Source organism: Vibrio sp. RM-69-4 (assembly GCF_024743775.1).
In the GTDB taxonomy this organism is placed as follows: domain Bacteria; phylum Pseudomonadota; class Gammaproteobacteria; order Enterobacterales; family Vibrionaceae; genus Vibrio; species Vibrio anguillarum.
On record NZ_JAMQXI010000007.1, the window covers coordinates 50,681 to 63,531 of the forward strand.

11 protein-coding genes are annotated in these 12,851 nt (G+C 44.5%); 3 read left to right on the forward strand and 8 right to left on the reverse strand.

All coding sequences use genetic code 11. From position 1 onward, the window contains the following. Positions 1-35: 35 nt before the first annotated feature. The 3 genes from lysS to brnQ form a co-directional block, all read right to left on the reverse strand. Complete coding sequence (gene lysS / locus NB504_RS00280) at positions 36-1,568, reverse strand: lysine--tRNA ligase (RefSeq protein ID WP_258428062.1); 1,533 nt, start codon at positions 1,566-1,568, stop codon at positions 36-38. A 33-nt stretch (positions 1,569-1,601) separates the two neighbouring features. Continuing rightward, positions 1,602-2,700, reverse strand: a protein-coding gene (gene prfB / locus NB504_RS00285) for a peptide chain release factor 2 (RefSeq protein WP_096000859.1) whose coding sequence is annotated in 2 segments (ribosomal slippage) — positions 1,602-2,624 and positions 2,626-2,700 — 1,098 coding nt in all. Because the reading frame shifts where the segments join, the coding sequence is not laid out codon by codon here. Between the two features lie 169 nt (positions 2,701-2,869). Further along, entirely contained in the window at positions 2,870-4,183 is a 1,314-nt protein-coding gene (gene brnQ, locus NB504_RS00290; RefSeq protein WP_019282738.1) for a branched-chain amino acid transport system II carrier protein, read from the reverse strand. 308 nt (positions 4,184-4,491) lie between these two features. Here brnQ and NB504_RS00295 point away from each other — a divergent pair, with 308 nt between their 5' ends. Next, positions 4,492-5,214, forward strand: coding sequence for a tRNA1(Val) (adenine(37)-N6)-methyltransferase (locus tag NB504_RS00295; protein WP_088720920.1), 723 nt, complete (start codon positions 4,492-4,494; stop codon positions 5,212-5,214). A gap of 92 nt (positions 5,215-5,306) precedes the next feature. Further along, positions 5,307-6,542, forward strand: coding sequence for an ATP-dependent RNA helicase SrmB (gene srmB, locus NB504_RS00300; protein WP_013857603.1), 1,236 nt, complete (start codon positions 5,307-5,309; stop codon positions 6,540-6,542). Positions 6,543-6,643: 101 nt separating this feature from the next. Here the strand turns inward: srmB and prfC are convergent, their stop codons facing one another. Continuing rightward, positions 6,644-8,233, reverse strand: a complete 1,590-nt coding sequence (prfC, locus tag NB504_RS00305) for a peptide chain release factor 3 (RefSeq protein WP_258428063.1) — start codon at positions 8,231-8,233, stop codon at positions 6,644-6,646. Between the two features lie 222 nt (positions 8,234-8,455). Here prfC and NB504_RS00310 point away from each other — a divergent pair, with 222 nt between their 5' ends. Beyond that, the gene (locus NB504_RS00310) at positions 8,456-10,507 is read left to right on the forward strand and encodes a bifunctional diguanylate cyclase/phosphodiesterase (RefSeq protein WP_258428064.1); all 2,052 of its coding nucleotides are present in this window, start codon (positions 8,456-8,458) and stop codon (positions 10,505-10,507) included. A gap of 63 nt (positions 10,508-10,570) precedes the next feature. Here NB504_RS00310 and rimI read toward each other — a convergent pair whose 3' ends face one another. The 4 genes from rimI to NB504_RS00330 all read right to left on the reverse strand — a co-directional run bounded on the left by rimI (position 10,571) and on the right by NB504_RS00330 (position 12,702). Further along, the gene (gene rimI / locus NB504_RS00315) at positions 10,571-11,017 is read right to left on the reverse strand and encodes a ribosomal protein S18-alanine N-acetyltransferase (protein WP_019282740.1); all 447 of its coding nucleotides are present in this window, start codon (positions 11,015-11,017) and stop codon (positions 10,571-10,573) included. Positions 11,018-11,021: 4 nt separating this feature from the next. Then, the gene (locus NB504_RS00320) at positions 11,022-11,426 is read right to left on the reverse strand and encodes a DNA polymerase III subunit psi (RefSeq protein ID WP_019282741.1); all 405 of its coding nucleotides are present in this window, start codon (positions 11,424-11,426) and stop codon (positions 11,022-11,024) included. A gap of 261 nt (positions 11,427-11,687) precedes the next feature. Further along, complete coding sequence (locus tag NB504_RS00325) at positions 11,688-12,191, reverse strand: GNAT family N-acetyltransferase (protein ID WP_017048812.1); 504 nt, start codon at positions 12,189-12,191, stop codon at positions 11,688-11,690. Continuing rightward, positions 12,175-12,702, reverse strand: coding sequence for an SCP2 domain-containing protein (locus NB504_RS00330; RefSeq protein WP_010318913.1), 528 nt, complete (start codon positions 12,700-12,702; stop codon positions 12,175-12,177). The genes NB504_RS00325 and NB504_RS00330 overlap by 17 nt, the downstream gene beginning before the upstream one ends. Between the last annotated feature and the right edge of the window lie 149 nt (positions 12,703-12,851).

Genomic DNA, 12,851 nt, shown 5'->3' on the forward strand with positions numbered 1-12,851 from the left:
CCTATTTAGGCGGTTTATCGGAACGAAAGTAGCAATTACTGCTGTGGGCGCATCGCAGGGAATAGGATAACGTCACGAATCGTATGGGTGTTGGTGAGCAACATCACCAAACGATCAATACCAATGCCTTGACCCGCCGTTGGTGGGAGACCGTGCTCTAACGCAACAACATAATCAGCATCGTAGAACATGGCTTCATCGTCGCCAGCATCTTTGGCATTCACTTGCGCTAAGAAGCGCTCGTCTTGATCTTGAGCATCATTAAGCTCAGAGAAGCCATTGGCGACTTCACGACCACCGATGAAGAACTCAAAACGGTCGGTGAAGAATGGGTTGTTATCGCTACGACGCGCCAATGGTGAAATATCTGCAGGGTATCCAGTGATGAAGGTCGGTTGCATCAACTTAGGTTCAGCCGTTTCACCGAAGATCTCTTCAAGCAGTTGGCCACAAGTCCAGAAAGGTTCAACGTCTACATGAACCGATTTCGCGATAGATACCATGAGCTCACGGTTTTGCAGATCCTGTTCCGTTAACGCTTGGATTTGAGCGTGCTCTGGGTTGTAGTGTTTGATGGCTTCAAACATACTCATGCGAGCATATTGACCACCAAATTCTACCGTTTCATCACCATAAGGCATTGAAGTCGAACCTAAAACTTCCTGTGCCACAGTGCTTAATAACTCCTCAGTAAAGTCCATCAGATCATTGTAATCTGCGTACGCCATATAGAATTCCATCATGGTAAATTCAGGGTTATGGCGAGGAGAAAGACCTTCGTTACGGAAGTTACGGTTGATTTCAAACACGCGATCAAAGCCACCCACAACTAGACGCTTAAGGTAGAGCTCAGGTGCGATACGCAAGTACATTGGCATGTCGAGCGCATTGTGATGAGTGATGAATGGACGCGCACTAGCACCGCCAGGGATCACATGCATCATTGGCGTTTCTACTTCCATGAACTGTTTTGAGATCATGAAGTTACGAATTGCAGTCATTACTTTAGAGCGAACAATGAACGCATTACGTGAACTTTCATTAACAATCAAATCCACATAACGTTGGCGGTAGCGCATCTCTTGGTCAGTCAAACCGTGGAACTTCTCTGGTAATGGACGAAGTGCCTTTGTCAGCAATTCGTACTCTTCCATATTAACGTAGAGATCGCCTTTGCCAGATTTGTGCAACGCACCTTTCACGCCGATGATGTCACCAATGTCTAGACCTTGGTATTTTTCCTTCAGCTCAGTTTGAACCTCTTTTGAAGCATAAGCTTGAATACGACCAGAGGTTTCTTGAATAACAAGGAAAGGGCCACGTTTCGCCATGATACGACCCGCAATCGCCACAACATGGTTTAAGGCTTCTAACTCTTCTTTGCTCTTTTCACCGAATTGCTGTTGAAGATCGCTCGCAAGGCTGTCACGACGAAAGTCATTTGGGTGGCCATTCGCTTTACAGCTCTTACGGATGTGATCCAGCTTGCTGCGACGCTCTGCGATGAGTTTGTTCTCTTCTTGCGCTATTTGCTCTTGATTCATTTCGTTTTGAACAGCATCAGTCATTTTACATGTACCTTATATGTCGGTAAAAAAGCATTAAAGGCCTGATTTCAGGCTTGCTTCAATAAATTTGTCTAAATCACCATCTAATACCGCTTGGGTATTACGGTTTTCAACGCCAGTGCGTAAATCTTTGATTCGGGAGTCATCCAATACATAAGATCGGATTTGGCTTCCCCAGCCAATGTCAGATTTCGCATCTTCATTGGCTTGCTTTTCTGCGTTCTGCTTTTGTAACTCAAGTTCAAACAGTTTTGCACGCAATTGTTTCATCGCTTGGTCTTTGTTTTTATGCTGCGAACGATCGTTTTGGCATTGAACAACGGTATTGGTTGGAATATGCGTAATACGCACCGCCGATTCGGTGGTGTTAACGTGCTGACCACCCGCTCCCGAAGCGCGATAAACATCGATACGAAGATCGGCTGGGTTGATGTCGATAGCAATATTTTCATCAATCTCAGGATAGATAAACGCAGAGGCAAAAGAGGTATGGCGGCGGCCACTCGAATCAAATGGGGATTTACGAACCAAGCGGTGTACGCCAGTTTCGGTGCGCAGCCAACCATAAGCGTAATCACCGATAATGCGCACGGTTGCGCCTTTTAGGCCAGCAACATCACCTTCAGACACTTCAATCACTTCAGTCTTAAAGCCTTTCGCTTCTGCCCAACGTAAATACATGCGTAGCAGGATTGATGTCCAGTCTTGAGCCTCGGTGCCGCCCGAACCAGACTGCAGATCAATATAGCAATCTGAAGAATCGTGATCGCCAGAGAACATACGGCGAAACTCAAGCTGTTCAAGCTTAGTTTCCAGTTCATCCAGTTCAGGGCCAATTTCATCGAAGGTTTCTTGGTCTTCGGCTTCAATAGCCAGTTCCAGTAGCCCTTCCACATCATCCACACCTTGATCTAACTGATCAATGGTATCGACAATGGCTTCGAGCGAAGCGCGTTCTTTACCTAGCGCTTGTGCACGCTCAGGTTCGTTCCAGACATTAGGTTGCTCGAGTTCGGCATTCACTTCTTCTAAACGCTCTTTCTTAGCGTCGTAGTCAAAGATACCCCCTCAGGATATTTGTGCGCTCTGACACATCCTGAAGACGGTTTTTAATAGGATTGATTTCAAACATGTTTGCTCAACATTTATGAGTAGAATTTAACCGAAGAATTCTACTTAAAAATGTGATGAAGATACAGGAAAAATTAGTTTGAACTCTTGAAACAAAAGCTGGCACGCACTAAAAAAAGAGGCTGAACAATCATGCTCAGCCTCTTCGATACTAACGGATAAAAACTCGATTATGCCGCGTTTTTAGCCACACTTTGCTGTACGTTAGTAGCGATAAAAAACATGCAAATCATCGCCGCAAGTGTTGGGAGTAACCACCCCATACCGACTTCAAACAGTGGCAGCATATTAAACGCAGACACATCCACGCCAGCCACTTTTGCCGCATCGATCAACGCAAAAAGAAACGCAATCAACAATACCACACGGTATGCCACTGCTGGATTTGGTAGTTTCCCACGTAAAAAGGTCAACATAATCAGGGCAATCGCAACCGGATACAGTGCAAATAAAACAGGGATAGAAAGAGCGATCAATTGTGATAAACCAACGTTTGCCACGATAGCACAAGCAACACCAATAATGATCACCCAAGATTTATAAGAAATTGGAGTCAATGTGCAAAAGTAGTCTGAGCATGCTGAAATCAAACCAATCGCTGTGGTTAGGCAAGCCAGCAAGACTATGGTGGAGAGAACAATCTGTCCATAAGGGCCAAATAGCGCTTGTACATATTGGCTAAGCACCACGCCACCATTTTCTGCGCCAAAAGCAACTACAGAGCTTGTCGCGCCAAGATAAAATAGTGAAATATAAACAAAAGCCAAACCAGCCGCCGCAATGCACGCCGCGCTGATTAAATACTTTGTGGTTGCCGCACGCTCAGTAATGCCTTTGCTGCGCAGTGCATCAACAATTAACATCCCAAACATCAGAGCACCAAACGTATCCATGGTGTTGTAACCTTCAAGGAAACCTTTCGTCAACGGCTGAGTCAAGTATTCACCTTGTGCAGCGACCATCTCACCTTGCGGATTAAGAAAAACAGCCACAGCGAGGACAAGCAAACCAATAAATAACGCTGGTGTTAACACTTTACCGATGACATCGATGAGTTTGCCTTGAGACCAGGCAAAAAACATCGCAACAACAAAAAAGAGAATAGAAAAGAGCGTCAAGTGCGATTGTTGGGCATCAATGAAAAACGGTTTCACTGCCATTTCATACGCCACAAGGCCAGTGCGAGGTGCTGCAAAAGCAGGGCCGATGATGATAAAAATCATCACCGCTATCATTGTCGCTGCCTGTTTGGGTAAATCTTTAGTTAGATGATCCCAAGAGCCACCAGCAACGGCAATAGCAATGATGGTCATTAGAGGTAGACCAACCGCAGTAATTAAGAAGCCAGTCATAGCGGGCAGCAAATGCTCTCCAGCAAGTTGGCCAGCGATTGGCGGAAAGATGATGTTACCAGCACCCAAGAAAAACGCGAAAAGCATAAAGCCGACCGCGATAATATCTGTTAGTTTTAACGTCTGCTTCACAGATAACCCTTAATTATTATTTAATAAATGTTGTGTATGCATTGTTGATGCAGTTTAAACCGCATCTAAATCTAAAAATTAAGGGCGAATAATGACGAAACACTCAAGACTTCGCAAGGGCAAAGCAAAAAACGCTACATTAATTTATAATATTGGTGAAAAACCAGTTTAAAACTCTAAATGTTAAAAAATAGAAAGAATGATGTGTTGATCATTTTCTCATACACTCTCATAACAGATAGAAGAATAATCCGAACAAATAGATAACAATAGTGGTTATCACTTAATTAGAGCCATGTTTTGAAATAATGATGAAAAGTCACACGCCCAAAAATAAGCGTTTCAAATTTAAACAATTTTCCATTGACGGTGGACAAGCGGGAATGCCTGTCAGCACCGATGGGGTTCTATTAGGCGCGTGGGCTTTCACGCACCATCCCAAAACCATTCTCGATATTGGCACAGGTACCGGGTTATTGGCATTAATGTGTGCGCAACGTTTTAGCGATGCACAAATTACGGCCATCGATATCGATGCCTTTGCTTTTGAAGCAGCCCAATACAACAGTGATACCTCTTTATGGGGACAGCGTATCCGCGTTATACAAGATGATATTTTACACACATCCTTCACCACTTCCTTTGATGCAATTATTTGTAACCCACCCTATTTCAACAGTGGTGAACTGTCTCATGATCCCAAGCGAGCTACTGCTAGGCACACCAATCAACTTGCTCATCACGCTTTATTAGTCAGAGCAAAAAGTCTCCTCAACGATGAGGGGCAAGCTTGTTTTATTTTACCCGTGTATGAAGGGGAACAATTTATCGAGCAAGCACTCACGCTCGGTTGGCAGCTTAAACGGCGCTGCACAGTACAACCCATAGCACACAAACCCGCTCATCGGCTATTGATTGAACTAAGTTTAGCCTCGGCTGCTGTGATTGATTCATCTTTGGTCATTCACTCATCAAGTGGTTATAGCGAAGCCTTTATTGCCCTAACTCAAGATTTTTATCTCAAGATGTAGAAATAACATGTGATCCTAATCACCAATCCCCCTATAATGTTCGACCTTAATTTTATAGCCAAATAAGCCTAACGGCTTGTGGAGTACTCACTGTGATCAAAACCTTTGCTGACCTCGATCTTGACCCTTGCATCATTGCGGCCATTGAAGATATGGGCTTTGAACGTCCCACCCAAGTTCAAGCTGAAGCGATCCCACAAGCCCTAGATGGTCGAGATATTCTTGCCTCTGCGCCAACGGGAACCGGTAAAACCGCTGCATTTGTTTTACCCGCGCTACAATATCTTTTAGATTTCCCGCGCAAGCGAGCCGGCCCTGCACGCGTCTTGATTCTGACCCCAACTCGTGAACTGGCGATGCAAGTGGCGGATCAAGCTCGTGAACTGGCGAAGAATACTCGCCTCAATATCGTCACCATCACCGGCGGCGTACAATATCAAGAGCACGCCGACATCTTAGCCAAAACGCAAGATATTGTAGTGGCAACGCCTGGTCGCTTGATGGAATACATTGAAGGCGAGCGTTTTGATTGTCGTGCGATTGAATGGCTTATTTTGGATGAAGCTGACCGCATGCTGGACATGGGCTTTGGCCCAATCGTCGATCGTCTCGCGGCGGAATGTCGCTGGCGTAAACAGACTTTGCTCTTCTCTGCAACGCTGGAAGGTCATGGTGTGGAAGGTTTTACTGCCGATCTCTTAAAAGAACCAGCAACAATCAATGCCGATCCTTCTCGTCGTGAACGCAAAAAAATCACTCAATGGTATCACCGCGCCGATACCATGGTGCACAAAGTTGAGCTATTGAAGAAAATCCTCACCGAGCAAGCCGAACGTTCTATCGTGTTTATCAAAACTCGTGAGCGCTTAGCTGATTTGCGTACAGAGCTAGAAAAAGCGCAAATTCCTTGCGCTTGGATTCAAGGCGAAATGCCACAAGATCGTCGCAATAACGCCATTACACGATTCCGTGAAGGCGCAGTCAACGTACTACTGGCAACCGACGTGGCCGCACGCGGTATTGACTTACCTGACGTAAGTCACGTGATCAACTTTGATATGCCACGCTCAGCGGATGTGTACTTACACCGCATAGGTCGTACGGCTCGTGCTGGTAAAAAAGGCAATGCGATCTCTTTGGTTGAAGCCCATGATCAAGTGATGATGGACCGCGTCGCGCGTTATGTCGATGAGGAGATAAAAGAGCGCTTCATTAAAGATATGCGCCCGCAACACAAAAAGCCGGTATTCAAAAAGAAAAAGAAAACCGATGACAAAAAAGTCAAAGTGGTTTCGAAGAAGAAGAAAGCGAACAAAAAGAAAAAATAGTGTTCCAATACCACCTATAAAAAAATGCCGATACTGAAATATCGGCATTTTTTATCTTTAACGTTTGAAGAGAGTATCACTCTCTTCAAACTCACCAAAGTTTAATGTTCGCGTGTCGCACGGAACTCCACTTCAGGAAAACGCTCTTTGGCCAAATTCAAATTGACCATAGTCGGCGCGATGTAAGTCAGGTTATCCCCACCATCCAGTGCGATGTTACTTTGGTTTTTGCGCTTAAACTCTTCGAATTTTTTATCATCTGCGCACTCAATCCAACGTGCTGTTGCAACGTTAACACCTTCGTAAATCGCCTCGACGTTGTATTCAGATTTTAAACGAGACACCACCACATCAAACTGCAGCACACCCACTGCACCCACAATCAAATCGTTATTTTGTAGTGGGCGGAAGACTTGAACCGCTCCCTCTTCCGACAACTGCACTAAACCTTTAAGCAGTTGCTTCTGCTTCAGTGGATCGCGCAAGCGAATACGACGGAACAGCTCAGGAGCAAAGTTAGGAATACCTGAGAATTTCAACGATTCACCTTGAGTAAAGGTATCGCCAATCTGAATCGTTCCATGGTTATGCAAACCGATAATATCGCCAGCATAAGCATTTTCAGCACGAGAGCGATCGCCCGCCATAAAGGTAACCGCATCAGAAATACTCACTTGCTTACCAATACGCACGTGGTTCATTTTCATGCCTTGGGTATAAGTACCCGACACAATACGCATAAACGCAATACGATCGCGGTGTTTAGGATCCATGTTCGCTTGGATTTTAAACACAAAGCCTGAGAATTTCTCTTCCGTGGCTTCAACAATACGCTCATTAGCTTGACGTGGCATCGGCGCCGGAGCCCACTCAGTTAAACCATGCAGCATATGGTCAACACCAAAGTTACCTAATGCCGTTCCGAAGAAAACAGGGGTCAACTCACCTTTTAAAAACAGCTCTTGATCAAATTCATGAGAAGCACCCAATACCAATTCAAGCTCATCACGCAGCTGAGCGGCAAGGTCATCACCCACGGCCTTATCCAGATCAGGGTTGTTGAGACCCTTAACAATGCGCTCTTCTTGAATAGTGTGGCCTTGGCCGCTCGCGTACAGAATCGTCTCATCACGGTGAATGTGGTACACGCCTTTAAACTCTTTACCACAACCCACTGGCCATGAAATCGGGGCACAGGCAATCTTCAGCTCATTCTCCACTTCATCAAGCAATTCCATTGGGTCGCGGATCTCACGGTCCAATTTGTTCATGAAGGTTACAATCGGTGTATCACGTAAGCGAGTCACTTCCATCAGCTTACGAGTACGATCTTCAACACCTTTTGCTGCATCAATCACCATTAAGCACGAGTCAACCGCCGTCAATGTGCGGTAAGTATCTTCCGAGAAGTCTTCGTGCCCTGGAGTATCGAGCAAGTTAACCAAACAATGATTGTAAGGAAATTGCATCACAGAGGTCGTGACTGAAATACCACGCTCTTTTTCCATTTCCATCCAATCTGATTTAGCATGCTGGTTAGAGCCGCGCCCTTTTACCGTTCCCGCTTTTTGAATAGCGTTCCCAAATAGCAGAACTTTTTCAGTAATGGTGGTTTTACCCGCATCCGGGTGCGAAATAATAGCGAAGGTTCTACGTTTAGAAACTTCACTCAAAGAAGGAGTATTTGACATGAAACAGGTCTTCTCAATATGCTGATATAAGGGAGAGCCGAAGCGCTTACGCTGATCAGCAGTTCGATTCAAATTTGCGCGGTATTCTCCCCTATATTTGATCTGGGAGCAACTTTCGTCGCTATACAAATCAACAAGAGAATGACGACCTTTCTATTTGTAATTAAATTATCAATAAATATGAGCTATAACTAAAAAGGGCGAAGAGAATAAGCGAGTATTATGCTGATAACCAAACAAAGAAATTCTCTGGCATTTAAACAAGCCAAAACAGTGTTCCTAGTCTCGGTGATCCTTGGGATAGGCTTTAGTTTGTATCATACTTTGCTCGACCTGCACCATGAGCAAGCTCGCATTGAAGATCACTACCGTTTTAAACTGCTGCAAAATTATTCAAATGCCAGCCAGGCTGCTTATCACCTCAATAACTTATTAGCCAATCAAGTCGTCTCTAGCCTAATGGTTGATAATGCCATTTATCACGTTGAAATTATTGATGATTTTGGCGATACACTGGCAAAAAAAAGCAGAGAGATTCCAGCGCAGACTGCTTTTATTCGGCTCTTATCGAATTATCTGACACCTGAAATACCCATCTTTAAAACTCACTTGCATCAACCCAATTCGAGTGTGGTGGTAGGTAGCTTAAGTTTTTCCGTCAACGGCTCTTCCATTGCCAAAGAATTTATTGCAAAAACCACACGAGTATTGCTGTTTGATCTCTTTCGAAATGTGTTGCTGACTTCGATCCTTTTAGTCTTTTTTTACTACAAGCTGTCAAAACCCATCACCACGTTAATTTCGTGGGTTCGCTCATTGCAAAACAATCAACGTCCAACACAGCCGCCATTACAACAGCAAAAAAATGAGCTCAGTGAGTTAGCCGGTACTTTCTATACTTTATGGAAAGAGCGAGAGCTCGCGGATGCTAAACTTAACCAATTAGCCTACTACGACACGTTAACTGGCCTTGCTAATCGCAGCTTGCTGCTGCAACTACTCACTGATGCCATTGATAACAGTATTCGCACACACACTTCTGGTGTGTTGTTTTACCTTGATCTCGACCGTTTCAAAACGATTAATGATTCACTTGGACACACAACGGGGGATCATTTAATCAAAGCCATCGCCATGCGTATGGATGGCTGGCTTAAACACGATTACACCGCCGCACGCATCGGTGGCGATGAGTTTGCGGTGTTGATTCCTCATCTCTCTCGCCAACAAGCAGAGAAGGTAGCTCAGCAGCTTCTGGCTCTGATTTCCAACCCTTACTCGATTGATGACCACCAGCTTTATTGCACTGTGAGTATTGGTATCTCGATTTTTCCGTCAGTGGGCAAAACCAATATCGATGTACTTAGACAAGCCGATACAGCGCTTTACCGCGCAAAAGCGAATGGACGCAATAAATACATGTTTTATGAGCCAGAAATGCAGGCTCAAGTCGAATCGTTTCTGGAAATAGAAAAAGGCCTCCATGAAGCCCTCAATACCCAACAGTTAGAACTCTATTACCAACCTCAAGTCGATGAGCGGCACAATATTGTCGGTGTGGAAGCCTTGATCCGCTGGAACCACCCAACCAAAGGTGTATTGCCACCGGGTGTGTTTATGACCATAGCAGAAGAAACGGGGCAAATTATTCCGATTGGAAACTGGATATTAGAGCAAGCGTGCTATCAATACGCCGCTTGGAAGCGCCAAGGAGTATTACCGCCCCATTTTCGCCGTTTAGCCATCAACATCAGTCCGTTGCAGTTTTCTCAAGATTCTTTTGTTGAACACATTAACCATGCAATGCAACAAGCAGGTATTACTGGTGAACATCTTGAATTGGAGATTACTGAAGGGCTATTACTGGAAAATGTAGAAAGTGCGATTCAAAAAATGGTGCAACTTAAAAAAAGTAAGCTGAGTATCTCGATTGATGATTTTGGCACTGGTTATTCATCACTGCGTTACCTCAAACTTTTATCGGTGGATGTGCTCAAAATCGATCGTTCTTTTGTCACTCAATTGCATCTAGATGAGAGTGACCAAGCAATTGTGGATACGATTATTATGATTGCGAAACGTTTAAATTTGGAGGTAATAGCCGAAGGTGTGGAAGAGTGCCAAGAACTCGAAACTCTCAAACAATTGGGTTGTGATCAGTTCCAAGGTTACTTATTTGATAAGCCGTTAACCGCTAAGGAAGTCGTCAAGCGTTTTGCAAGCCCATGCTATCAACTCAATGAACATCAAAAAGATAAGGCGCACCAGAAATAGTTCCGAGACGCATGACCATGAAAAAAACCTGAGTTTGCAAACGATCTGCTGATGGAAAATAAGCTACAAAAAATAGTAGCTCATGATGATCGCATCTTCTGATCCTTTCGGAGTGGGATAGTAGTTCACTCGACGATCGAGCTCATTAAAACCCAGCGATTCGTACAAGCTATAAGCGCGGATGTTGCTTTCGCGAACTTCAAGCCACGCACTTTCAGCTTGCGCTTTTTCACAGTAAGTTAAGAAAAACTCCATCAACAATTTTCCGTAACCCTTACCTTGCTGCTGCGGATCGACAGCGATATTTAACAAGGTCACCTCTCCAACAATATTCTGTGCATAGAAATAACCGACAACTTTGCCATCAACCAACATAGCATGGTGGCATGCACCACGACTCGCCAAGTCGCGTACGAGTGATTCAGCCCAAGGGTAACTGTGAGCTTGCTGCTCAATGGACCAAATAGCATCAAGATGAGGAAGTGATAAAGGCACAACATCAATATTCATAGTTTTATGACTCATAAGAACAAATTTGCTGCCACAACGCCCGGCGCAGCTCGGTATTGCCATCTATCTCAACTAGCGGCGGTGACGTTAACACTTTCTGGGCCAACGGGCTTTCTTTCTTTTCACAGCCTGAAAACCACACCCATTCAATGCTGGAGCCTGTTAGTTGGCTAAGAGAGTGAGGCTCAAGATGACACGCCTGACTGATTTCGAGCCCCATACTTTTCAATACTCTTGAAAACAGCAATAGAGCACCTTGTTGCGGGTATTGGGGGGAAACGAGTAATAAACGGCACGTGCTCGGCAGCGTCACCGGATCAGGTTGATAGCCAGCCAGCCGCTGTGGATGGATAAGCTCCCAACGCTGGATGCCCATTTCTTGTAAATATTGATTTTCGTGATGTGACATCTGTTTATGACCTCATTGAACATCGCAATCCTAACAAATCAGCGCCAAGACAGAAACCGTTAATCATCCAATGACCCAAGAGCTATGCCCAAACAACTTGAAGTTGCAGATAGGCGGCAAGTGAATTCATCCCCATGAGCCTAGATAAACGAGGTGATTGGGGTGAGCGAATGTAGCCAACACAACGGTAGCTTCAAATGAGAAGAGCATAAAAGTAAACAGGGAGCACTGGGCTCCCTGTTTTGAATAGAAATACGGTGATTAAAGATCGTTGAACTCTGGGCAATACTCAATTAAACCCGCTCGCCCGCTCAATTCGCCGTCGACTAATGCAACGATCTGAAACGCGCCAACTGGAACATCCCAACGACAACGAAAATCAAATTTCGCCGCCTCTTTAAAGCCAAAGCGTTGATAATAATCCGGGTCACCCAAAACCACACAAGCTGGATAATCGAACTCAGCCAAACAGATTAACCCCTCTTTTACCAACGAGGCGGCGACACCTTGATTTCGCCACTCTTTTTTCACGGCTAACGGTGCAAGCCCTTGCCAATTTAAGTCTTCACCATTGAGTAATACTGGGCTAAACATCACATGACCAACGACTTCGCCGTCATCATCACAGGCCACTAAAGAGAGCGTCAAATGGCTGTTTTCCCTTAATGTCATGACCAAATTAGCTTCAGCATCTGTCTCAAAGGCTGATTTTAATAAGCGGTCAATCGCTAAGATATCCGCTGGCGCTTCAGTTCGAATAAGCATTCATTACCTCATTTTGTGTCACTGGCGATTGTACGCCCTTATGCACAAAATCTGCTAGCTGATTTATTAACATCTGGAATGGTTTTGGTAAAAGCTCTAGGTCAACACTGTCCATCAGGTTCTTCACCTCTAACCCCAGTTCGGTATCCCCTTCAATGGAGAGTCGACGTTGAAAGAACAGCGTATCAGGATCTTCTTTTCGACCAGCAATCAACACCATATCATTTAGGTTACCGCTAAAGCTGACATCTTCCACTTCCGTCTTATCAGACACAACAAGTTGTTCCGCTTGATAGCTGATATACCAATTCAAATTCAAATCGCGAATTGAAACCTTTAACCATTTCCCATCAAGAAATTCAAAGTCACCTTCTTGCAAAGCCTCATGAAATATAGTTTTCAACCCTTCTAGCAAGGCTTTTTTTTGTACAACTTGCGGTAAGAAGTGGACTGGGGATCGCAAAATTGAAGCGGCGTTTTGAACTAGTTGAGTACGAATCTTGTGAATCACGAGCGTTATCCGTTACTTTGTAATGCAATAGTACCTAATCATAATGGATGTGGGGGTGCAAATTCCTGTGATGCATCAAAAAACGTACATTGTTTGAGAACCTTTTCTAGCTTAGTAATCAAAGTTATAGTTAATGTGTTACTTACGTT

Bases quoted from the DNA above. Each gene is read 5' to 3' on its own strand.
- rimI (WP_019282740.1), bottom strand. From the start codon at position 11,017: ATGAATATTGATGTTGTGCCTTTATCACTTCCTCATCTTGATGCTATT.
- lysS (WP_258428062.1), bottom strand. From the start codon at position 1,568: ATGACTGATGCTGTTCAAAACGAAATGAATCAAGAGCAAATAGCGCAA.
- prfC (WP_258428063.1), bottom strand. From the start codon at position 8,233: ATGTCAAATACTCCTTCTTTGAGTGAAGTTTCTAAACGTAGAACCTTC.
- NB504_RS00320 (WP_019282741.1), bottom strand. From the start codon at position 11,426: ATGTCACATCACGAAAATCAATATTTACAAGAAATGGGCATCCAGCGT.
- NB504_RS00325 (WP_017048812.1), bottom strand. From the start codon at position 12,191: ATGCTTATTCGAACTGAAGCGCCAGCGGATATCTTAGCGATTGACCGC.
- NB504_RS00295 (WP_088720920.1), top strand. From the start codon at position 4,492: ATGATGAAAAGTCACACGCCCAAAAATAAGCGTTTCAAATTTAAACAA.
- NB504_RS00310 (WP_258428064.1), top strand. From the start codon at position 8,456: ATGCTGATAACCAAACAAAGAAATTCTCTGGCATTTAAACAAGCCAAA.